Source organism: Actinoplanes sp. NPDC049681 (genome assembly GCF_044465265.1).
Classification (GTDB): Bacteria; Actinomycetota; Actinomycetes; order Mycobacteriales; family Micromonosporaceae; genus Actinoplanes.
Genome location: NZ_JBITLP010000006.1, coordinates 688,292 through 708,263, shown reverse-complemented (window position 1 = coordinate 708,263; position 19,972 = coordinate 688,292). Strand labels below are relative to the sequence as shown.

At 71.6% G+C, this 19,972-nt stretch carries 23 protein-coding genes; 12 read left to right on the top strand and 11 right to left on the bottom strand.

Annotated elements, in window-relative coordinates; genetic code table 11:
• The first annotated feature begins 77 nt into the window (after positions 1-77).
• The 5 genes from ACIBO8_RS25075 (at position 78) to rsrA (ending at position 3,180) form a co-directional block, all read left to right on the top strand.
• On the top strand, positions 78-764 hold the full coding sequence (locus ACIBO8_RS25075; RefSeq protein ID WP_396117695.1) for an SOS response-associated peptidase: 687 nt from the start codon (positions 78-80) through the stop codon (positions 762-764).
• 234 nt (positions 765-998) lie between these two features.
• Entirely contained in the window at positions 999-1,394 is a 396-nt protein-coding gene (locus ACIBO8_RS25070) for a WhiB family transcriptional regulator (RefSeq protein WP_396117694.1), read from the top strand.
• 11 nt (positions 1,395-1,405) lie between these two features.
• On the top strand, positions 1,406-2,008 hold the full coding sequence (locus ACIBO8_RS25065; RefSeq protein WP_396117693.1) for an alpha/beta family hydrolase: 603 nt from the start codon (positions 1,406-1,408) through the stop codon (positions 2,006-2,008).
• Positions 2,009-2,014: 6 nt separating this feature from the next.
• Positions 2,015-2,896 carry a sigma-70 family RNA polymerase sigma factor gene (locus ACIBO8_RS25060; protein ID WP_396117692.1) on the top strand — a complete coding sequence of 294 codons (882 nt, stop codon included), beginning with the start codon at positions 2,015-2,017 and terminating at the stop codon, positions 2,894-2,896.
• 5 nt (positions 2,897-2,901) lie between these two features.
• On the top strand, positions 2,902-3,180 hold the full coding sequence (gene rsrA, locus ACIBO8_RS25055; RefSeq protein ID WP_396117690.1) for a mycothiol system anti-sigma-R factor: 279 nt from the start codon (positions 2,902-2,904) through the stop codon (positions 3,178-3,180).
• Positions 3,181-3,245: 65 nt separating this feature from the next.
• On the opposite strand, the gene ACIBO8_RS25050 is transcribed toward rsrA, so the two are convergent.
• The 4 genes from ACIBO8_RS25050 to ACIBO8_RS25035 all read right to left on the bottom strand — a co-directional run bounded on the left by ACIBO8_RS25050 (position 3,246) and on the right by ACIBO8_RS25035 (position 6,603).
• Positions 3,246-3,320: a 50S ribosomal protein bL37 gene (locus ACIBO8_RS25050; RefSeq protein WP_369752275.1), complete on the bottom strand. Its 75-nt coding sequence runs from the start codon at positions 3,318-3,320 to the stop codon at positions 3,246-3,248.
• A 46-nt stretch (positions 3,321-3,366) separates the two neighbouring features.
• Positions 3,367-3,570: a hypothetical protein gene (locus tag ACIBO8_RS25045; protein ID WP_396117689.1), complete on the bottom strand. Its 204-nt coding sequence runs from the start codon at positions 3,568-3,570 to the stop codon at positions 3,367-3,369.
• Between the two features lie 421 nt (positions 3,571-3,991).
• A complete protein-coding gene (locus ACIBO8_RS25040; RefSeq protein ID WP_396117688.1) occupies positions 3,992-5,530 on the bottom strand; it encodes a sensor histidine kinase in 1,539 nt (512 codons plus the stop codon).
• A 38-nt stretch (positions 5,531-5,568) separates the two neighbouring features.
• On the bottom strand, positions 5,569-6,603 hold the full coding sequence (locus ACIBO8_RS25035) for an SIS domain-containing protein (protein WP_396117687.1): 1,035 nt from the start codon (positions 6,601-6,603) through the stop codon (positions 5,569-5,571).
• A gap of 231 nt (positions 6,604-6,834) precedes the next feature.
• Between ACIBO8_RS25035 and ACIBO8_RS25030 the strand changes: the two genes are divergently transcribed.
• Complete coding sequence (locus ACIBO8_RS25030) at positions 6,835-8,454, top strand: tetratricopeptide repeat protein (RefSeq protein WP_396117686.1); 1,620 nt, start codon at positions 6,835-6,837, stop codon at positions 8,452-8,454.
• 3 nt (positions 8,455-8,457) lie between these two features.
• Here ACIBO8_RS25030 and ACIBO8_RS25025 read toward each other — a convergent pair whose 3' ends face one another.
• From ACIBO8_RS25025 to ACIBO8_RS25015, 3 genes are all read right to left on the bottom strand, one after another.
• Complete coding sequence (locus ACIBO8_RS25025; protein ID WP_396117761.1) at positions 8,458-8,673, bottom strand: biotin/lipoyl-binding carrier protein; 216 nt, start codon at positions 8,671-8,673, stop codon at positions 8,458-8,460.
• 64 nt (positions 8,674-8,737) lie between these two features.
• Entirely contained in the window at positions 8,738-10,210 is a 1,473-nt protein-coding gene (locus tag ACIBO8_RS25020) for a glycosyltransferase family 39 protein (protein ID WP_396117685.1), read from the bottom strand.
• Positions 10,211-10,227: 17 nt separating this feature from the next.
• Entirely contained in the window at positions 10,228-11,700 is a 1,473-nt protein-coding gene (locus ACIBO8_RS25015; protein WP_396117684.1) for a glycosyltransferase family 39 protein, read from the bottom strand.
• Between the two features lie 351 nt (positions 11,701-12,051).
• On the opposite strand from ACIBO8_RS25015, the gene ACIBO8_RS25010 reads away from it, so the two are divergent.
• From ACIBO8_RS25010 to ACIBO8_RS24995, 4 genes are read left to right on the top strand one after another with little or no spacing between them, the layout of a single operon-like run.
• Complete coding sequence (locus ACIBO8_RS25010) at positions 12,052-13,743, top strand: nitrite/sulfite reductase (RefSeq protein ID WP_396117683.1); 1,692 nt, start codon at positions 12,052-12,054, stop codon at positions 13,741-13,743.
• Positions 13,740-13,898, top strand: coding sequence for an IS1 family transposase (locus ACIBO8_RS25005; protein ID WP_198028930.1), 159 nt, complete (start codon positions 13,740-13,742; stop codon positions 13,896-13,898). Before ACIBO8_RS25010 ends, ACIBO8_RS25005 begins: the two co-directional genes overlap by 4 nt.
• Positions 13,895-14,659, top strand: a complete 765-nt coding sequence (locus tag ACIBO8_RS25000) for a phosphoadenylyl-sulfate reductase (protein ID WP_396117682.1) — start codon at positions 13,895-13,897, stop codon at positions 14,657-14,659. Before ACIBO8_RS25005 ends, ACIBO8_RS25000 begins: the two co-directional genes overlap by 4 nt.
• Positions 14,641-15,393 (top strand): sirohydrochlorin chelatase, encoded by a 753-nt coding sequence (locus ACIBO8_RS24995; protein ID WP_396117681.1) that lies wholly within the window; start codon positions 14,641-14,643, stop codon positions 15,391-15,393. The genes ACIBO8_RS25000 and ACIBO8_RS24995 overlap by 19 nt, the downstream gene beginning before the upstream one ends.
• Before the next feature lie 480 nt (positions 15,394-15,873).
• On the opposite strand, the gene ACIBO8_RS24990 is transcribed toward ACIBO8_RS24995, so the two are convergent.
• Positions 15,874-16,128 carry a WhiB family transcriptional regulator gene (locus ACIBO8_RS24990; protein ID WP_043524653.1) on the bottom strand — a complete coding sequence of 85 codons (255 nt, stop codon included), beginning with the start codon at positions 16,126-16,128 and terminating at the stop codon, positions 15,874-15,876.
• A 424-nt stretch (positions 16,129-16,552) separates the two neighbouring features.
• Entirely contained in the window at positions 16,553-17,503 is a 951-nt protein-coding gene (locus tag ACIBO8_RS24985) for a diacylglycerol/lipid kinase family protein (RefSeq protein WP_396117680.1), read from the bottom strand.
• A gap of 53 nt (positions 17,504-17,556) precedes the next feature.
• Between ACIBO8_RS24985 and ACIBO8_RS24980 the strand changes: the two genes are divergently transcribed.
• The gene (locus ACIBO8_RS24980) at positions 17,557-17,946 is read left to right on the top strand and encodes a hypothetical protein (protein ID WP_396117679.1); all 390 of its coding nucleotides are present in this window, start codon (positions 17,557-17,559) and stop codon (positions 17,944-17,946) included.
• Positions 17,947-18,015: 69 nt separating this feature from the next.
• On the top strand, positions 18,016-18,711 hold the full coding sequence (locus tag ACIBO8_RS24975) for a FadR/GntR family transcriptional regulator (RefSeq protein WP_396117678.1): 696 nt from the start codon (positions 18,016-18,018) through the stop codon (positions 18,709-18,711).
• A 299-nt stretch (positions 18,712-19,010) separates the two neighbouring features.
• Here the strand turns inward: ACIBO8_RS24975 and ACIBO8_RS24970 are convergent, their stop codons facing one another.
• Complete coding sequence (locus ACIBO8_RS24970; RefSeq protein WP_364711433.1) at positions 19,011-19,424, bottom strand: ATP-binding protein; 414 nt, start codon at positions 19,422-19,424, stop codon at positions 19,011-19,013.
• Between the two features lie 28 nt (positions 19,425-19,452).
• The gene (locus ACIBO8_RS24965; RefSeq protein ID WP_396117760.1) at positions 19,453-19,896 is read right to left on the bottom strand and encodes a GNAT family N-acetyltransferase; all 444 of its coding nucleotides are present in this window, start codon (positions 19,894-19,896) and stop codon (positions 19,453-19,455) included.
• Positions 19,897-19,972 lie beyond the last annotated feature (76 nt).

The window sequence follows — 19,972 nt, the reverse complement described above, 5'->3', positions numbered from 1 at the left end:
TGCTCTTCCGGGGGGTTTGCTTCGGTACGGCCTGACGGGTCAGCGGGCGCAGCGGCCCCGGCGTAGGGTCTGCGGGCATGTGCGGGCGATACGCGACGACGAAGAGCGAGGCCGACCTCGGCGAGCTCTTCGACGCCGTGGCCGTGGCCGAGGCGCCCGCCGCCAGCTGGAACGTCGCACCCACCGATCCGGTCCCGCTCATCCGCATGTCGCAGCGCCACGAGGCACGCGTGGTGGACACGGCCCGCTGGGGTCTGGTGCCGCCGTGGGCGGCCGACCTGCGCGCCGGCGCTCGCATGATCAACGCCCGGTCGGAGACGGTGGCCACGTCCCCGGCGTTCGCGGCGTCCTTCGCGCGCCGCCGCTGCCTGGTGCCCGCCGACGGCTGGTACGAGTGGGTGCGCACCGGCAAGCAGCGCCAGGCGTATTACATGACCCCGCTCGACTCCTCCGTCCTGGCCTTCGCGGGCATCTGGACGATGTGGCGCGGCGAGGCGCTGACCTGCAGCGTGCTGACCACGGCGGCGCTGGGCGGGCTGAAGGCGGTGCACGACCGCATGCCGTTGATCCTGCCCCGCGAGCGGTGGGAGCCCTGGCTGGCCGGCGGCGGCGATGCCGGCGACCTGCTGCGCCCGCTGTCCGAGGCCGCGCTCGAGGCGATCGAGGTGCGCGCGGTGCGCCCGGACGTCGGCAATGTGCGCAACAACGGTCCGCAACTGACGACTCCCGAAGAGGCTCCGGAGAGGGAGGCGACGCTCTTCTGACGGGTCACAAATGGAGATCGAAAACGACGTCCGAATTGCCGGTTCCTGGCAAAACGTGAGGGATCTTTGCCCAGAATGCCGGCATTCCTCACTGACTTCTTTGTTTCGAGATAGACAAGACCCTTGTTCTGATCTTCCTCCGTGCGATAGAAACCAGCGCCGGTGTGGTGACGGTGCGCACGGTGCGGACCGCGTCGCCACGGCTCTACCGGTACCCACGGGGGAGGTGGGCTGATGACACGTGCTCGTATGCCGCGTCCACACGAAGTCGCCATCGCAAGGCGTGACCCGAGGCTTCTCGCAGCCATCGCGGAACGCAGGTCGGACGAGGCCTGGCGCACCCGGGGCGCCTGCCGCAGCGTCGATCCGGAAACCTTTTTCCCGGCTCCCAACGAGCCCACCGAGGGCGCCGTGGCGCTCTGCGGCACCTGTGACGTCAAGGGGTCGTGCCTGGCGTGGGCGCTGCAGGTCGGCGACTGCCACGGGGTCTGGGGCGGCACCACGCCGCGCGAACGGCGCGCGATGCTGATCGCCTGGCGCGAGCGGGTCCAGCCCAACGGCGACCCGGTCGACGACGGGCCGGACGAGGAAGATCGCCGCCTGCTCACCCTGGAGCCGGTCAGCCGGTAACCATAGGAGCTGTGCGCAGCTTCGAGATCGACACACCGCGCGGACCGGCGCGGGTCCAGGTCGTGGACCCCGCCGGCCCGCCCGTCAGCATGCTGGTGCTCGGCCACGGCGCCGGGGGTGACGTCGACGCGCCCGACCTGACGGCCGTCCGCGACGTCGCCGTCGCCGGCGGGGTCCGGGTGGTGCTGGTGACCCAGCCCTACCGGGTGGCCGGCCGCCGCGCGCCGGCACCCGCCGGTCACCTGGACGAGGCGTGGACCGCCGTCGTGACCGAGGTGCGCGACCCGGCGGTGCCGCTGATCGTCGGCGGCCGCTCCAGCGGGGCCCGGGTCGCCTGCCGCACCGCCGCCGCGCTCAGCGCCGCCGGCGTGCTGGCGCTGGCGTTCCCGCTGCACCCGCCGGGCAAGCCGGAGCGCAGCCGCGCCGACGAGCTGCCGGCCACCCTGCCGACCCTGGTCGTCAACGGCGACCGGGACCCGTTCGGCATGCCCGGCGCCACCGGCGCCGTGGAGGTCGCCGTACGCCCGGGAGCCGTCCACGACCTCCGCCGCGACCTGCCGGGCACCGCCGCGGTCGTCGCCGACTGGTTGCGCCGGCACCGCTGGGCGCGGTAAGTCGGAATGCGGACATGCAAGTTGCGGTTACACCACCCGGAAGGCTGTACGTCGGAAGGGGTAGATGAGGTGCGAGCCGGATTCGCGGAGCGCGACGGCCTGCAGGCCCGCAGGGTGCAGCAACTGCTGCACTCCCCGGAGTGGCCCGCGGCGTCGCCGGCGCTTGTCGCCCCATCGGTGAGCGTGAGCACACCGGCGGTTTTTGAATCTGCTGACGGGGCACTACCCGTATCCTCGGCGGGGCAGTCGAGGGGAGACGTGCGGGTGACGCCAGCAGAGCGGGTAGGACGCGGCGAGCGGACCGAGGAGCGCAGGGCGCGCTTCGAGCGGGACGCGCTGCCGTTCGTCGACCAGTTGTACGCCGCGGGACTGCGCATGACGCGCAACCCGGCGGACGCCGAGGACCTGGTCCAGGAGACCTTCCTCAAGGCGTTCTCGGCGTTCCATCAGTTCGAGGAGGGCACCAACCTCAAGGCGTGGTTGTACCGCATCCTCACGAACACCTACATCAACTCGTACAGGCGTAAGCAGCGGCAGCCCGTGCAGGCGCCGACCGAGGAGATCTCGGACTGGCAGCTCGCCTCGAGCGAGTCGCACACGTCGGCCGGCCTGCGCTCGGCCGAGACCGAGGCGCTGGACCGGCTGCCCGACAGCGACATCAAGGACGCGCTGCAGCAGCTTCCCGAGGAGTTCCGCCTGGCCGTCTACCTCGCCGATGTCGAGGGTTTCTCGTACAAGGAGATCGCCGACATCATGGGTACGCCGATCGGCACCGTCATGTCCCGCCTGCACCGCGGCCGCCGCAACCTGCGCAAGCTGCTGGAGCAGTACGCCGTCGACCGGGGCATCACCCGTAGCTCCGGCACGCCCGCCGCACAGGAGGCGTGAGCGACGTGAGCGACGAGGACCACAAGGCCGACTGCAGCGTCGTCATCAGCGAGGTCTACCTCTACCTCGACCTCGAGTGCAGCGACGAACGCCGGAAGCTGATCCAGCGACACCTCGACGACTGCTCCGACTGCCTGCGCGAATACGGCATCGAGCACGAGGTGAAGGCACTGGTCGCCCGCTGCTGCGGCGACGAGACCGCCCCCAAGGAGCTGCGCGAGCGGCTCAGGATGAAGTTGAGCGAGTACGTGGTCGAGGTCGAGAGCCACGAGTTCCTGCCGTAGACACCGCCCGACGACCGAAAGGGCCCGCAGCGCACGCTGCGGGCCCTTTCGTCGTCATCAGCGGCTCAGGAGTTGGGACGCTTGCCGTGGTTGGCAGAGCTCTTCTTCCGGGCCTTCTTCTTACGAGCCTTCTTGGCCATGTCGTTCTCCTGTGATGGGTCCGTCCAACCCGCCGATCCTAGTGGGTCAGTCGGGTGGGCCGACCGGTGCTCCCTGCGCCGCGGGGCTGTCCGCGGCCTCGCCCGGCACCCCCGGGCCGCCCTCGTCCGCCTGGTGCACCTCGTCGTAGGAGAGGTCGCCGCCGGTGTCCTGGCCGGGTTCGGTCATCGCGTCCGGGCCCATCGCTCCCGGGTCCGCGACGCTGCTGAGGTCGTCGTTCGGATCGGTCATACCGCGCGGATACCCAACGAGCGCTCCCTCATCCACCCCGGCGGCAAGTTCAACAGATGTTCAGGTTGGTCGATCGGCCGCCGGGCAGGCCTCGGGCATGGAAGCCGCCGACCTCTCCGGCGAGAACCTGACGGCCGTTCTCGCCGGCGGCGTGTCCTTCCTGAAGGCCACAGCCGCGAGGAGCTGACCGAGGACGGGCGAGCGCGACGACAGTGTCGAGGCCCTGGTGGAGGCCGCCGGGCGCTGCGCGAGGAGGGCGCGGACGCGGTGATGATCAGCCGCGCGGACCAGCCGGCCATGAGGCCCTGCGGACCGGTGCCGCGGCGGGGGCGCTGAGCGTGACCCGCCTCGGTCTGGGCACCGGCCGGGGTGAGGCGGTCGAGCAGCTCGTCCGGCGGGTCGAGGTGAGTCCCCTGGCCCTTCAGCGTTTGCCCAGCGGGACGACGAGGACGGCCTCGGTGCCGCCGCCGGCGCGGTTGCGCAGTTCGATGGTGCCGCGCAGCTCGCCGGTCGCCAGGGCGCGCACGATCTGGAGGCCGAGGCGCCCGCCGGCGTCCGCGGCGAAGCCCTCGGGCAGGCCCTGGCCGTTGTCCGCGACGGTCACGTGCAGCTGCTTGCGGAAGCGGTGCGCCGACACCACCACCTCGCCGACCGGCGACGGCGGGACGACCGACGGCTCGCCGTCCTCGGCGGGGGCCGGGAAGCCGTGCTCGACCGCGTTGATGAGCAGCTCGTTGAGGACCATGACGAGCGAGGTGGCGATCTCCGCGGGCAGGACGCCGAACGTGCCCTCGCGGCGCATCTTCACGGTGATCTCGGTGGCGGCGACCTCCGTGGCGGCGGTCGCGACGCGGTCCACGATGCCGTCGAACTCGACCGCCTCGTCGCTGGACATCGAGAGGGTCTCGTGCACCAGGGCGATCGAGGCGACGCGGCGTACGGACTCCTCGAGTGCCATCCGCGCCTCGGGGGCATCGACGCGGCGGGCCTGCAGGCGCAGCAGGGCGGCGACGGTCTGCAGGTTGTTCTTCACCCGGTGGTGGATCTCGCGGATGGTCGCGTCCTTGGTCATCAGCGCCCGGTCCCGGCGGCGGACGTCGGTCACGTCGCGGACCAGCACCAGCGCGCCGATCGGCACGCCCGCGGGCATCAGCGGCAGGGCGCGCATGAGCACGGTGGCGCCGCGGGCCTCGATCTCGTGGCGGGGTGGTGCCTCGCCGCGTAGCGAGGTGAGGATGCGCTCGGCGGCGTCCGTTCCCTCCAGCGGGTCGGCGGCGAGCCGGCTGGACAGCACCGACAGCTCCTCGCCGACGAGGTGGGCGTTGAAACCGAGCCGGCGGTACGCCGACTGCGCGTTCGGGCTGGCGTAGGTGACCTTGCCGCCCGCGTCCAGCCGGATCAGGCCGTCGCCGACGCGCGGGGCGGACGTGTGCTCGCCTGCGTGCCGCGGTGGCGGGAACGTGCCGTCATTGACCATCTGCGCCAGGTCGTCGGCGGTGGTCAGGTAGTTGAGCTCGAGCTGGCTGGGCGTACGGGCGGTGGAGAGGTTGGTGTCGCGCCCGATGACGGCGATGACCTCGATGTTCTCGTCCTCGCCGCGCAGCCGCACCGGGATGGCCTCGTGGCGGGCCGGGGTGTCGCCGTACCAGACCGGGTCGCCCTCACGCCAGATGCGGCCCTGGGCGTACGCGATGTCGAGGTGGGCGACTTCCGGGCCGCCGACCATCTTGCCGACCTGGTCGTCCTGGTACGCCGTCGGGGCGGTGGTCGGACGCACCTGGGCGACGCACAGGAAGTCGCGCGGCCGGCCGGGCTCGGCGCGCACCGGCACCCACAGCAGCAGGTCGGCGAAGGACAGGTCGGACAGCAGCTGCCAGTCGCCGGCCAGCCGGGTCAGGTGGTCGATGTCGGCCGGGCCGAGGTCGGTGTGCTCTTCGGCGAGATCGCGCAGCGTGGACACGCACCAAGCCTGCCATGCCCACGCGGCGCGACGGGTGATCAGAGGGTGGCGGTGACCTTCTTCAGGCCGCGGGGTGCGTCGGGGTCCTCGCCGCGGGCCAGCGCCAGCGCGAGCGCGAGCTTCTGCAGCGGGAGGATGTCGAGCAGGGGTGCGTACCGTTCGTCGACCTCGGGCACCGCCAGGCGGCCGGCGGCACCGGCGATGTCGTGGGCGCCGACGGTGACGACGTCCGCGCGGCGCTCGCCCAGCCGGGTCACCACGTCGGCCATCGAGCCGCCGCCGGGGCCGCTGCCCACGACGGCCAGCACGGGGACGTCCGGGTCGGTCATGGCGAGGGGGCCGTGCAGCAGGTCCGCCCCGGAGAAGGCCAGCGCGGGCAGATACGACGTCTCCATCAGCTTGAGGGCGGTCTCGCGAGCCGTCGGGTACGCGTACCCCCGGCCGGTGGTGACCATCCGCGACGCGAACCGGTAGCGCTGGGCCAGCTCCTCCGACCCGCGCTCGGCCAGCGTCCGCTCGGCGAGCCGCGGCAGCTTCTCCAGCGCGGCGCGCTCCTCGGCGGGCAGCGTGCCGTCGCCGTTGCGGATGCCTTCGACGAGCAGCAGCAGCGTCAGCAGCTCGGCGGTGTACGTCTTGGTCGCGGCGACAGCGCGCTCGTGCCCGGCGGAGACGTCGACCGACAGCTCCGCGGTCGAGGCCAGCGTGGAGGCCGGGTTGTTGGTCACGGCGAGGGTGAGGGCGCCACTCTCCCGGGCGACTTTCAGCACCTCGGTGAGGTCGGGCGAGCCGCCGCTCTGGCTGACGCCGACGACGAGCGCCCCGGTCAGGTCGGGGCGGGCGCCGTAGAGCGTGATCGCGCTGGGCGAGGCGAGCCCGACCGGAATGCCGAGCCGGATCTCGGTGAGGTACGCGCCGTAGAGCGCGGCGTGGTCGGACGTGCCGCGGCCGACGAAAACGACGTGCTTGGGCCGCTGCTCGGCGATCCGGGCGGCCACGGTGGCAATCGCCGCCGCCGGCTCACCCTCCATCAACCGCGCATAGCCCTCCGGCTGCTCCGCGATATCGGCCGCCATGCCTTGGCCTCGTTGCGTCACTGGACCTCCCTGCTGCGCACTCTCGCTCATACGGTGCTCAGTCTTGCACGTTTCGACGTCGTATCGCAACGTATCGAGCATTACTGCGCAGGCGGACGGGACTGACATATCGAGCGTCGTCGCCTAGGCTCGCCTCGGTGGCACACCGCGTGCCACCGTCTCGCGGGGGCTCACGCTCAGGCCTTCCGCGTGGTGAGGGAAGGCGTGGCCATGGACGACCCCCGGCGCTCCGCCGATCGCGACCTCGAGCAGGCGCGTGCCGCCCTCGAGCGTGGCGAGATGCATCACGCCGCCGATCACCTGGCCGGCGCGATCGCGCACGCGCCGACCCTCCCCGAGATCCACGAGCTGCTCAGCCGCCTGGCCGCCCGCGCGGACGGCGGCCTGGAGCTGTTCCCGCTCGAGCAGCACGCCTTCGTCGGCACGGTGGTGGCCCGGGCGCACCTGCTGGCCGCCGCCGGTCGCCCCGAGGACGGCCTGCCGCTGCTCGCGGCGGCCAGCGGGCACACCCCCGACGTGGACTGGGCGGGCGTGCCCTGGGTCAGCGACCCGCAGCTCGGTGCTCGCATGGAGCCCGGCCTGCTCGCCCGGATCGTCATGCAGCTCTGCACGGCGGTCGGTGATCCGGCGCCCGAGGCGGGCCAGGCGGCGCTCCGGCCGTACCTGACGCTCGTGCGGCACGCCGTGCGGGCCCATCCCGAACACGCCATGCTGCTCGGGTCCGGCTCGGCGCTGGCGCGCCGGCTCGGCGAGGCCACGCAGGCGGTGGAGTGGGCGGCCCGGGGGGCGCGGCTGCGGCCGTCGAAATTGGCGGAGATCTGGCTCGGGTACGCGTACCGCAGCGCGGGCCGCATCCCGGAGTCCCTCGCGGCCCTGCGCCGGGCGGTGATGTACGACCCCGACGACCTCTCCGTCTACGCGGACATCGCCGGCACCCTCGCCGACCACGGCCGGCTGGACGACGCCCTGGCCTGGATCGACCGGGCCCTCGCCAAGAATCCCGAGGACGACTGCGCGGTGCACACCGGCTACCGCCTGCGCTACCGGGCCGACGGCGACCTGACCCACCTCGTACGGCTCGCGGACTTCCAGCGCGACCACATCGACGACACCCACGAGCACGCCGATCTGGCCGAGTGCTGCGCCGACCACCCCTGGCTGAGCCGGGTGCCGTCAGCCGTCGACACCCCGCCGGACCCCGACCGCGAGCCCATCGTCTGCGGGGAGCCGAGCGCCGCGGCGGTGGAGCGGCTGCACCGGGTGGCGCACCCGCTCTGGCCGCACCCGCCGGCCGCCTACGACGCCGCGCTGGGCCTGGTGCTCGTCGAGCCCGAAGACCTGCTGGCGCTGATCGTCCACCCGCCGCCGGCACCGGACGACGAGGTCGGCCGGGCGCTCGCCGCGCACGATCCGGTGCTGTGGGGCCGATGCGTGCAGGCCTGGGCCTGCCTGGGCCTGCTGCACCACCGCACCGAGGAGCCCTGGGCCGACTCCACCCGCCGGCGCCTGCTGGTGGACCTGGCGACGGGCGGGCTCGACCGGATCACGGAGGCGGCGCTCTTCGCGCTGGTCACCTACGCCTGGGTCGACCCGTCGGCAAGGGCGGACGTGGCCACGCTGGTGGCCGGCCGCCTCGACGAGGCGGCCGCCACGGCAGGGCTCGCGTGGTCGCTCGCGCATCTGGCGCTCGCGACGCCGGACGTGGCGCCGGCGGTCCGGGAACGCGCGGCGGCCATCATCAAGGCGGAGGAGAACTACACCGGCCCGCTGATCCCGCGGCAGCGCAATCGCCGGGCGAGCCGGCTTCGCCGCTGGCTCTCCGGCCGCTGACCGCTAGCCGATGACGGCGATGAGGTCGCCTTCCTGGACCACGTCGCCCTCGTTGACAGCGAGCTGCTGCACGACGCCGTCGGACTCGGCGATCACGGGGATCTCCATCTTCATCGACTCGAGGATCACCAGGGTGTCCCCCTCCGCGACCTCGGCGCCGGGGGCGGCCACGATCTTCCACACGTTGGCCACCATCTCGGCACGGATCTCGTCGGCCATGGTGTCGTCCTCCTCGTCGGCGCTGTCGGGGTGACCGTATCCAATCACGGTCCCCTCACGGGTGCTATCGGTGGATGTAGAGAGCGATGGTGAAACCCTCGAGGCGGGTCTGCAGCACCTGGTGGTACGAGGCCGCGAGCGCCGCCCGTTCGGCGGGAGTGAGCTGGTCCGTCACGCCTGCCCGCCGCCCGGTCTCCAAATTGTCCGCGCTGACCGTCCACACGCGCTCGGCGCCGCGCAGACACACCGCCGCGTCCGCGCACTCGGTGGCCCAGAGCGAGGCGCTCGCGACCTCGTCGTCCTTCAGCAGCACGTCCCGGGGTACGGCCTCACCCAGGTAATACCGCATCGCGATGTCGGTGAACTGCCAGCCCCACCGAGGTGCGTAGACGATGCCGTCACCGGGGCGGGCGTTCGCCTCGATCACCTGCGCCGCCTGCCGGTAGTCGAAAGGGGAGTGGCTGCGCCGGATGTCGTCCTGCACCGGAAGGCCGATCAGGGCGAGCACCACGACGATCGCCGGCCCCAGCAGCAACCCCGACCGCGCGAGCGCCTGCCCGGCCAGCGCGCACAACAGGGGCACCACGAAGAACAGGTAGCGGCCCACGAAGACTGGTGTGATCAGCTGGTCGACGGCGTAGAGGGCGAGCACCGGCAGCAGCGCCGAGAGGAACAGGGCCGCTTCCGTACGGGTACGCACGGCGGTCACCGCGAGCGCACAGACCGCCCCGCCCAGCACACCGGACAGGAAGATCGTCTGGGCGACGGTCGCGAGGTCGGCCGGTTCGGCGGCGAACAGCCAGTTCAGCTGCCGGTCGTGCTGTTCGAGCCCCAGCACGAAGAACGGCAGCACGCCACCGGCGGCGAGCGTCACCGCCGGCAGCCACCGTCGCAGCAGCCGCCAGTCCGTCGTCACCACCGCCACCGCATGCCCCAGCAGCAGCAGGAGCGCGACCTGATGCGACCATCCCAGGGCCAGCACCCCCGCTCCGTACGCGAGCCAGCGCCGCCACCGCGGCAGCTCCAGAGCCCGGAGCAGCAGCAGGGTCGACACCACGGCGAAGAGGGCGGCGAAGACGTAGCCCCGCGCCTCCTGCCCGTAGCGCGACACCACCGGCATCGCCGAGACCAGGAGCCCGGCGAGGACAGCGGCCCGCGCGCCCCACAGCCGGCGCGCGAGCAGGCCGGTGACCGCGGCGGTGGCCGTGGCGGCGAGCAGCGACGGCAACCGCAACGCGAGCGCAGAGTCGCCGAACAGGCCCACCGCCAGATGCTCGAGCAGGTAATACGGCACGGTGACGCCGTCGATGTGCCGTCCCAGCGCGAAGATCTGCGGCACCGTACGCGTGGCCGCGCTCCACGTCGCGAGCTCGTCCCGCCACAGCTGGGGCTCTGCCGCCCGGTACGCCACGACGAACGCGGTCACGACCGCGGGCCCCAGCCAGCAGAACAGCCGGGCGAGACGGTCCACCCGGACCGGGTCGCGTACGGCAAGTGCCGGTAGCGGAGGTGCCTCGCGCGTCAGCGTCGTCTGCACACCTCCAGAGTCGCAGCTCAGGCTGTGCGCCGCTCATAGGTTGCGATAGTGCCCAGCGGAAGAAGCCAATAGCCGGTCCGGCGGTACTCCGCGGCGAACTTGGCCCGCAGCGCGTCACCCATGTCGGCCATCGGGTCGCCGGCACGGCGGGCGCCCACGTACCAGACCCGCGCGGTGTCGAAGCACGTCAGTTCCGGGCACTCGACCGCGTCCAGGCCGCCCGCCTCGGCGGCCGACCGGCGCAGGAGCAGGTCGGCGGGCTTCTCGCGGTGGCGCAGCTCGTAGTCCAGGCCCGCGCGCAGGGACCAGGTGCCGACGCGGCCGTACACCACGCCGTCGCCCGGTCGCTGTCCGGCCGTGATGATCGCCGCCGCCCGGCGGAAGTCCATGCCGCCGTGCGCGTCCGGCTCGCGTACGGCCTGGTGCACCTCGAAGCCGGAAGCCACGATCAGCAGCAGGGCGACGGCGGTACGCCACCGCAGCCCCCGCAGGGCGACGGCGGCGAGCAGGGCCAGCGGGACGATCACCACCAGCACGTACCGCGGCACCCACAGCGGCGACGTGACGAACGAGACGGCGATGAGCACCACGGGCGGGAACGCGGCCAGGGCGGCCAGCTCGCCGAGGAGCAGCGGCTGGTCCGAGCGGGCCGCGAAGGCCAGGCCGACGATCAGCAGGCCCGCCGTGGGCGCACCGAAGATGACGCCCGGCGCGATGAGCACCTGGTGCAGGTCCATCGGCGCGATCCACTCGAGCTGCGTGCCGCGCTGGCCCAGGCCGAGCCGGATCAGCGGGGACACCAGGGCGATCGCCGCCAGCACGACGACCAGCCAGCGGACCGGGAGCCGACGGTCGTGCCCGGCCCACCAGCGGACGGCCACCGCGACGGCGTGCCCTGCCAGCACCAGCAGTCCCATCATGTGCGTGCAGCCGAGCAGCGTCAGCGCTGTTCCGTACGCGGCGAAACGCCACCACGTCGGTCTGCCCACCGCCACATAGAGCAGCAGCGTCGCGAGAACCCCGAAGAAGAAGGCGATCCCGTACGCCCGTGCCTCCTGGGCATAGCGCGACAGCTGAGGCACGGCCACGACGATCAGCGCCCCGGTCAGCCCCACCCCGGGGCCGAACAACCGCCGCCCCAGCTCACCGACCAGCCCGACACCCAGGACGACGGCGATCAGCGAGGGCAGCCGCAGCACCGCCACCGAATCGCCGAACGCGGTGGACCAGAAGTGCAGGAAGAGGTAGTACGGCGCGATGACGCCGTCCATCGAGCGGGCGAGGTCGACGATCTGGCCCGGTGTGCGCTCCGCCGCCGACCAGGTGGCGTGCTCGTCCCAGCCCAGTGCCGGCCGGGTGAGCCCGATCGCGCCGACGGCCACCATGGCGAGCGCCGGCAGGACGGACGGGTACAGAACCGGCCACAGCCGCCGGGCGGGTGCCGCCCGCACGGTGCCGGGAGCTGCCTCGATCATCGTCGCCGCGGTCACGACGTCCGGTTCTACCGCGCGCTCATGAATCGGAGACGCTGAATGGGGTACGCGAAGATGAACGCGCTCCGGAGGTGGCCGCCGACACACTCCCGAAATCTGGACCGCACTGGCCGAGAATCGCCGCCCGTGAGAGGCTTACCCGCATGACCGCTGCAGTTGACCGCCGCTTCGTGGCCCGCCGCCACGTCGACTACGGCCGTGTCCGCAGCGCGATGTGTCCGGCTTCCTGACGTCGCCCGACTGATTTTCTCGGGCGCGCACGACGCGCCGGCTTCCTCCAGACACTGATGTCGCGAGCCCTGCCGTAAGCGTCACCGCGTGTCCACGATTCTTCGGAGGAACGCCGCCATGGCGCCCAGCAACACCCCCGCAGCCCCCACCGCCCGCCCCCGCAAGGCGCGCGGCGAGGGTCAGTGGGCGCTCGGACACCGCGAGCCGCTGAACCCCAACGAGCGGATGAAGAAGGACGACAACCCGCTCCACGTCCGCGCCCGGATCGAGAACATCTACGCCCACACCGGCTTCGCGGGCATCGACCCGCAGGACCTCCGGGGACGTTTCCGCTGGTGGGGCCTCTACACCCAGCGCCGGCAGGGCATCGACGGCGGCCGTACGGCCGTGCTCGAGCCGCACGAGCTCGAGGACGAGTACTTCATGCTCCGCGTCCGCATCGACGGCGGCGGCCTCAACCTCGCCCAGCTGCGTACCATCGCGGAGATCTCCACCGAGTTCGCCCGCGACTCCGCCGACATCACCGACCGGCAGAACATCCAGCTGCACTGGATCCGCATCGAGGACATGCCGGAGATCTGGCGCCGCCTCGAGGCGGTCGGCCTGCAGACCACCGAGGCCTGCGGCGACTGCCCCCGCGTCGTGCTGGGCAGCCCGGTCGCCGGCATCTCGGTCGACGAGGTCCTCGACCCCACGCCGGCCATCGACACGATCCTCGAGCGGTACATCGGCGACCCCCGCTACTCCAACCTGCCGCGCAAGTTCAAGACGTCGATCTCGTGGCTGGCCGACACCCCGCACGAGGTCAACGACATCGCGATGCTCGGCGTCGTGCACCCGCAGCACGGGCCGGGCTTCGACCTGTGGGTCGGCGGCGGGCTCTCCACCAACCCGCGGCTCGCCGAGCGGCTGGGCGTCTGGGTCCCGCTCGAGGAGATCCCGGACGTCTGGGAGGGCGTCGTCGGGATCTTCCGCGACTACGGCTACCGGCGCCTGCGCAACCGCGCCCGGCTCAAGTTCCTCCTCGCCGACTGGGGCGTGGCGAAGTTCCGCGAGATCCTCGAGAAGGAATACCTGGGCCGCGCCCTGATCGACGGGCCGCCGCCGGTGCTGCCGGAGAAGCCGATCGACCACATCGGCGTCTACAAGCAGGTCGACGGGCTCAACTACATCGGCGCCGCCCCGGTCGTCGGGCGTTCTTCGGGCACGCAGCTCAGCCGGCTGGCCGACCTGGTGGCGGCGCACGGATCAGACCGGGTGCGCCTCACCCCGTACCAGAAGCTTCTGGTCCTTGATATCGCGGACGACCAGGTGGAACCGATGATCCGGGGCCTGCGCGCGATCGGGCTGGAGGCCCGGCCTTCCGCCTGGCGGCGCGGCACCATGGCCTGCACCGGCATCGAGTACTGCAAGCTCGCGATCGTCGAGACCAAGGCGCGCGGCGAGGAGCTGGTGGCCCGCCTCGAGGACCGGCTCAAGGACTTCGACGCCGACATCTCGATCCATCTCAACGGCTGCCCGAACGCCTGCGCCCGCACCCAGGTCGCCGACATCGGGCTCAAGGGGCAGCTGGTCATGAACGCCCACGGCGAGCAGGTCGAGGGCTTCCAGATCCACCTCGGCGGTGGGCTCGGCATGGCGAAGGGCCAGACGGCCGGCTTCGGCCGCAAGCTGCGCGGTCTCAAGGCGACCGCCGAAGAGCTTCCCGAGTACGTCGAGAGAGTCGCTCGTCGCTACCTGGAGGGGCGCACCGACGGCGAGGCGTTCGCCGACTGGGTCGTCCGGGCCGACGAGGAGTTGCTCAAATGAGTGACGCCCGATCCACCCCGCTGTACTGCCCCTACTGCGGCGAAGAGGACCTCTACCCGAACGAGGCCTCGCACGGGGCGTGGGAGTGCCACTCCTGTGCCCGAGTCTTCACGGTCAAGTTCAACGGGCTGCTTTCCAAGGGAGTGAACCGATGACTGTCGTGACCGCCGCCGGCCTCGGCCTGGTGACCCTGGGGTCCCCGGCCGCCCCGGCCGATCCTTCCCGCCGGTCTCCCGCGGAGCTGTCGGCGCTGGCCGCCGACGGTGCCGCACTGCTGGCCGACGCGCCGGCCGAGGAGATCGCCCGCTGGGCCGCCTCGACCTTCGGCGACCGGTTCTGCGTGACCAGCTCGATGGCCGACGCGGTGGTGGCGCATCTGTTCTCGCGCGTCGCGCCGGGCGTCGACGTCGTCTTCCTCGACACGGGCCTGCACTTCCCGGAGACGCTGAAGGTGCGCGACATCGTCGCCAGGACCATGAACGTCAACGTGCGCTCGATCCGGCCGCGGATGACGGTCGGCCAGCAGGACGGCGAGTTCGGGCCCCGGCTCTTCGCCCGCAACCCCGACGAGTGCTGCTTCCTGCGCAAGGTCGAGCCGCTGGAGCGCGCCCTGGCCGACTACGACTCGTGGGCCACCGGCCTGCGCCGCGACGAGTCCCCGACGCGCGCCAACACCCCGGTGGTGGCGTTCGACGCCAAGAAGGGCAAGGTCAAGGTCAACCCGATCGCGGCGTGGACCCAGGCCGACGTCGACCGGTACGTCTCCCGTTGGAACGTGCCGGTCAACGAGCTCTTCAAGAAGGGGTACGGGTCCATCGGATGCTGGCCGTGCACCCGGCGTACCAAGGCGGGGGAGGACCCGCGCGCGGGTCGCTGGGCGATGTTCGAGAAGACCGAATGCGGCCTGCACGTCTAGGGGTCGTCCTGGTCGCGCACGGCAGCCGGGATCCGCGTGCCGGGCGGGCCACCGAGGCGCTGGCCCAGGCCGTGCGCGCCCGGTATCCGGAGTGGGACGTGCGGGCGTCGTACCTCGACCACAGCGTGCCGCGGCCGCGTCAGGTCCTCGCCTCGTTGGAGGCGGCCGGGCATCGGCGCGCGGTGATGGTGCCGTTGCTGCTCACCTGCGCCTATCACGGCAGGGTCGACGTGCCCGGCGAGATCACCGCGGCGCGGGCCGAGGGCGTACGGCTGGACGTGTCGCTGTCGGACGTGCTGGGGCCGGTCGAAGGCGAGGTTCCGGGTCTGCTGCTCGACGGACTGGTGAGCCGGTTGTCCGGGGCCTCCTGCGATGCGCTGGTGCTCGCTGCCGCCGGCACCCGCAATGCCGCCGCTCGGGAGACCGTGCAGCTGGCCGCCGCGGCGCTCGGGGCTCGTCTCGGGGTGCCGTGCCGGGTGGCGTACGCCTCGGCCGCGCCTCCGCTGGCGGGCGACGCCGTTCGGGAGCTCCGGGCTGCGGGGCATGAACGGGTCGGCCTGGCGTCGTATTTCCTTGCTCCGGGGCTGCTGTGGGACGCCGCGGTGGCCTCTGCCCGGGAGGCGGGGGTCGATGGGGTGGCCGAGCCGCTGACCGACCGTGCCGAGGTGGCGGAGTTGGTCGGGGAGCGGGTGGCCGATGCCATCGCCTCCAAACCGGCTTTGCGCGCTGCCTGACCGCCGGCCGGGCACCCAGCCGCATGTCACGACCGCCGGTGCGCGCCAGTCCGGGCCGCGCGAATGGCGGTGCGCGTGCCGGGGCGTAGTGACTGGGGTCACGGGCGGGGTGCTGCCTGATGCATTCTCGGAGTCGCGCCATGGCTCGAGCTTTCGTTCGCGTCGTTTCCGGCGGATCAGGGCCGGCTATGACGCGCGTGACAGTGCGTGGTGTCGATGATCACCGCGGCGCCGGGTTGCGGGAGCGGGAATCGGGTGCGATGCCCAAAAGCTCGTCCACATCGGAGAGTGAGCGGGCGGAGACTAATGGTGTCAACGATTGCGATGATTTCGAGATCATTTCGCGAAGTTCCGTTGATCTCTTTCCGACCCTTGTTCGGGATCGCTTGGCGTAATCGGTCGGGGACTTTGGATGACCCCGGACAGCACGACGCCCCGGCACCGTCATGGGCCCGGGGCGCGAATGCTGTGAGGGATTGTTCAGGCGGTGGGAGCTCCGACCCGAAGGCCGCCGCGACGCTTCACGGCACGCCGTTCGTCCTCGCTCATACCGCCCCATACGCCGGCGTCCTGACCCGACTCGAGGGCCCACTGCAGGCACGACTCGGTCACGGGGCACCGGCGGCACACGGCCTTGGCCTGCTCGACCTGCAGGAGCGCGGGGCCGGACGTCCCGATCGGGAAGAACAGCTCCGGGTCCTCGTCGCGGCAGATCGCATCGTGGCGCCAGTCCATGGCGGCAACACTCCTTGTTTCGGATGGGGTAGAGAAAATGGTGCGGACTTACTGACTTACTTTTATCTGCATACGCCGTGACGACCGACGGACAGCGTTCGTACGATCACCAGTGCGTGAGCAAGCTTTGTGCAGGAGGCCGTTTCGCGCCTTCTGGATTAGGAACGCGGGCGAGCGGCATCCGGTTACTTCTTATCGCTTGTGAATGCTTTCACGAACTCCCGCGATGTCAAGGGTAGCGCTCGGAAAATCTCCGGGCGGGTGAGCTAGCTCACGACCCTTTTGTCCGGTTCCGAGGCTTCCCCCGGTGCCGGCTCATGAACGCTCCCATCAATGTAGTACGGTACCCGCCGCGTTGCCGACCTTTTGCCCGTTGTTTCTGTAACGGATCGTGAGGGGTGCTCCGACCCCGGCTACCCGATCCTCAGCAGATCACACGCAGCGCCTCGGGAACGGACAGGAAGTGCACCTTCTGGCGCTCTCCCAGGTAGTCCCCGTCCAGTTGGAAGGCTTGAGGCCGGGCCGCGATGACGGTGAACTCGGCCTGATCGTGCATGCGGAGCACGTTGCGACCGTGGGGATCGCCACGCCGTGCCGTAATTTGGGTAACTGTGCGTGTTGTGCTCGCCACTCCTAGGCTACGAAGGGCCAGGACGTCAAGTCCCCGGTCGAACGATGCCTGCGGGTTGGGGTTGATCGCACGGTCCCCGACATAGGTCCACGGGGCGGTGTTCTGAATGATGACGGTCCCCAGTCCGGTTTCCGGTTCCTCGCCCGGGCGCTCGATCGACAACGGCGGCGCCTTGCGATCCTCACCGGACAGCACCTGACTGATGAGCGAGCGCACATAAAGGGCCGGAGTGGACGTACGGCCGCGCAGTCGCGCCTGTTCCACCCGCCGGGTCACCGCCGCGTCCAGACCGAGTCCGGCGGTGAAGGTGAAGTAGCGGTCGTCGGCGCGCCCGAGGCCGATGACCCGGTGCCGTCCCGAGCGGAGGCCGTCCAGGATCACACCGGTGCCCTCGACCCAGTCGCGCGGCAGACCCAGCGCCCGGGCGAAGACGTTCGTGGACCCACCCGGCACCACCGCGAGCGCCGGCAGCCGGTAGGCCGGGGACGTACCGGAGGACGTCAGGCCGGGATCGGCGGTCATCAGCCCGTTGACGGCCTCGTTGATCGTGCCGTCACCGCCGAGGGTCACCACCACGTCGACGCCGTTCTCGGCCGCCTTGCGGGCCAGCGCGGTCGCGTGGCCGCGCTTGAGGGTGTACTCCACCGACAGCTCGACCTGGCTCCGCAGCGCCCGGACCAGCACGTCCCGGCTGCGTTCACTCGTCGTGGTGGCCTTGGGGTTAACCACCAGTAGCGCTCGCATGGGCGGCACTGTACCTCCCGGACCCGCGCCGGGCAGGCCGGTATCGTACAGCGGTGACCCCTCCGGATGTGCGATCTCCCGAAACGCTGGTATGGGCGGTACGCCTGCTCTTCGCCGAGTTCGCGGGGCTGGCCGTGCTCACGGCGTACCTGATCGTCCTCGATCTGACGGCAGAACCCGGCAGCATCGCGGTGGCCGTCTCGCTCACCGTGCCGCCCGCCCTGGGCGCCGGCGCGGTCTTCCTCGTCGCCCGCGGGCTGGCGCGACGCTCGGCCCGGGCCCGCGGTCCGGCGATCGTCGTCCAGCTCTTCGTCATCGCTACCGGGGGATTCCTGCTGCAGACCGGCCCGGTGTGGGCGGGCGCGGCGTTGATGCTGCTGGGGGTCGGCGTCGCGGTGCTCTGCCTGCTCCCAGCCACGACGGCCGCGCTGGGGCTCGACTGATGTCATAGCCCTTCCCACCAGCGCCGAAAGGCCTACGCTGAGTGGGGCGGATCACAAGGGGGTGAGCGAGTGACCGGATCGACGGTGCGCCCGCCGGCATACCAGCTACTGGCGGACGAACTGCGCGAGGAGATCACGTCCGGGCGGCTGCAGCCCGGCGAGCGCCTGCCACCGGAGCCCGAGCTCTGCGTACGGTCCGGCGTGAGCCGCAGCACCGTACGCGAAGCCCTGCGCCTGCTCGCCAGCCAGCACCTGATCGTCACCACCCGTGGCGTGACGGGCGGCAGCTTCGTCGCCCACCCGGACGCCGAGCAACTCTCCGAGGCGCTCTCCACCGGCCTCACCCTGCTCACCAACTCGGCCGAGGTCGGCCTGGTCGACCTGCTGGAGCTGCGCCGAGCGGTGGAGATCCCGGCCGCGGGCCTGGCCGCCCAGCGCCGCACCGACGCCCACCTGGTCGAGATGCGCGGCGCGATGTTCGACCCGGACTTCGACGAACTCGACACGATGCTGGCCGCGCACGCCGCGTTCCACGCGGCGGTGGTGTCGGCGACGTGCAATCCGCTGTTCGAGCTGGTGACCCGGCCGCTGTATCACGTGACGTACGGGGAAGAGGTCGTGGAGGCGCTGCCGGACGGGTACTGGACGCGGATCGATGCGGATCATCGGGATCTGCTGGCCTGCGTGCGGGACCGGGATGCGGCGGCGGCTATGGAGGTCGGCCGGCGTCATCTGGATTACATCACCGAGGCGATGGCGCGCTGAGGGGCTGCGCTGTCCTGGCGGCGCTTCGTTGCGGGCCGGCGGTTGGCTTCGTCCTGGGGGTTCGCTTCGGCCTGGTGATTCGCTTCGGGCCGGCGGTTGGCTTCGGGCCGGCGGTTGGCTTCGGGCCGGCGGTTGGCTTCGGGCCGGCGGTTGGCTTCGGGCCGGCGGTTGGCTTCGGGCCGGTGGTTGGCTTCGGGCCGGTGGTTGGCTTCGGGCCGGTGGTTGGCTTCGGGCCGGTGGTTGGCTTCGGGCCGGTGGTTGGCTTCGGGCCGGCGGTTTTCGTCGGTCTGGTTCGCGGTTTAGTTCTCGGTGCGGCGGGTGAGCAGCCGGATTGTCGCGTGCCGGCCGGTCGCTTCCGCGGAGGCGGACGTGGTCAGCGCGGTCAGCACCTTCCACGCGAACGACGACTCGGACGGGAGCCGGGCCCCTCGCACCGTCGCGACCGTCACCTCGACGGTCAGCGCGTCATCGGTCACCGCGAAGCGGCATTCGAGGTCGGCGCCGCGGGTCGCGATCGCGAGCAGCATGGCGCAGGCCTCGTCGACCGCGATGCGCAGGTCCTCGATCTCATCGAGCGCGAAATGCAGGCGGGCCGCGAGGCCGGCTGTCGCCGTGCGCAGCACTCCGAGATAGCCGCCGTCGGCGGGCACGGTGAGCAGCACGACGTCGTCACCGAACGCCGGCTCCGAATGCGTTGTCTGAAGCTGAGTCACCGACCCCATCCTCCCGATGGTCGAGACTCTAGCGCTTGACGGGGGAGGCCCGCTCGGCGAGTCGGCCCAGGGCGGCACCGGTCAGCCGGTAGGGGAGCCAGTTTTCGGTGACGGTGGCCCCGATCGCGGCGTAGAAGTCGGCCGCGGGATTCCAGTCCAGCATCACCCACTCGAGGCGCCGGTACCCCCGTTCGACGCAGATCCGGGCGAGCTCGGCCAGCAACGCGGCGCCCGCTCCGGTGCCACGGTGCCCCGGGCGGACGTACAGGTCCTCGAGGTAGATCCCGTGGACCCCCTCCCAGGTGGAGAAGTTGAGGAACCACAGGGCCATGCCGTAAGGAGCGTCGTTCTCGTCGACGGCCACATGCCCGAACAGAGCGGGCCGGTCCCCGAAGAGCGCCTCCGTCAGCCGGTCCTCGGTGAGCACGCACGACTGCGGCTCACGTTCGAACTCGGCCAGCTCATGCACCATGGCGACGACGGCCGGCACGTCCGAGGGACGCGCCGGCCGTATCCGTGGAGCCGGCTCGCGGACGAGCCGCCCCCTG

What these genes read in the sequence shown, in the direction of transcription:
- ACIBO8_RS25075 (WP_396117695.1), top strand. Translation starts at nt 78, where the DNA reads ATGTGCGGGCGATACGCGACGACGAAGAGCGAGGCCGACCTCGGCGAG.
- ACIBO8_RS25070 (WP_396117694.1), top strand. Translation starts at nt 999, where the DNA reads ATGACACGTGCTCGTATGCCGCGTCCACACGAAGTCGCCATCGCAAGG.
- ACIBO8_RS25060 (WP_396117692.1), top strand. Translation starts at nt 2,015, where the DNA reads ATGCGGACATGCAAGTTGCGGTTACACCACCCGGAAGGCTGTACGTCG.
- ACIBO8_RS25045 (WP_396117689.1), bottom strand. Translation starts at nt 3,570, where the DNA reads ATGACCGATCCGAACGACGACCTCAGCAGCGTCGCGGACCCGGGAGCG.
- ACIBO8_RS25035 (WP_396117687.1), bottom strand. Translation starts at nt 6,603, where the DNA reads ATGGCGGCCGATATCGCGGAGCAGCCGGAGGGCTATGCGCGGTTGATG.
- ACIBO8_RS25030 (WP_396117686.1), top strand. Translation starts at nt 6,835, where the DNA reads ATGGACGACCCCCGGCGCTCCGCCGATCGCGACCTCGAGCAGGCGCGT.
- ACIBO8_RS25025 (WP_396117761.1), bottom strand. Translation starts at nt 8,673, where the DNA reads ATGGCCGACGAGATCCGTGCCGAGATGGTGGCCAACGTGTGGAAGATC.
- ACIBO8_RS25010 (WP_396117683.1), top strand. Translation starts at nt 12,052, where the DNA reads ATGGCGCCCAGCAACACCCCCGCAGCCCCCACCGCCCGCCCCCGCAAG.
- ACIBO8_RS25005 (WP_198028930.1), top strand. Translation starts at nt 13,740, where the DNA reads ATGAGTGACGCCCGATCCACCCCGCTGTACTGCCCCTACTGCGGCGAA.
- ACIBO8_RS25000 (WP_396117682.1), top strand. Translation starts at nt 13,895, where the DNA reads ATGACTGTCGTGACCGCCGCCGGCCTCGGCCTGGTGACCCTGGGGTCC.
- ACIBO8_RS24995 (WP_396117681.1), top strand. Translation starts at nt 14,641, where the DNA reads ATGCGGCCTGCACGTCTAGGGGTCGTCCTGGTCGCGCACGGCAGCCGG.
- ACIBO8_RS24990 (WP_043524653.1), bottom strand. Translation starts at nt 16,128, where the DNA reads ATGGACTGGCGCCACGATGCGATCTGCCGCGACGAGGACCCGGAGCTG.
- ACIBO8_RS24985 (WP_396117680.1), bottom strand. Translation starts at nt 17,503, where the DNA reads ATGCGAGCGCTACTGGTGGTTAACCCCAAGGCCACCACGACGAGTGAA.
- ACIBO8_RS24965 (WP_396117760.1), bottom strand. Translation starts at nt 19,896, where the DNA reads ATGGTGCATGAGCTGGCCGAGTTCGAACGTGAGCCGCAGTCGTGCGTG.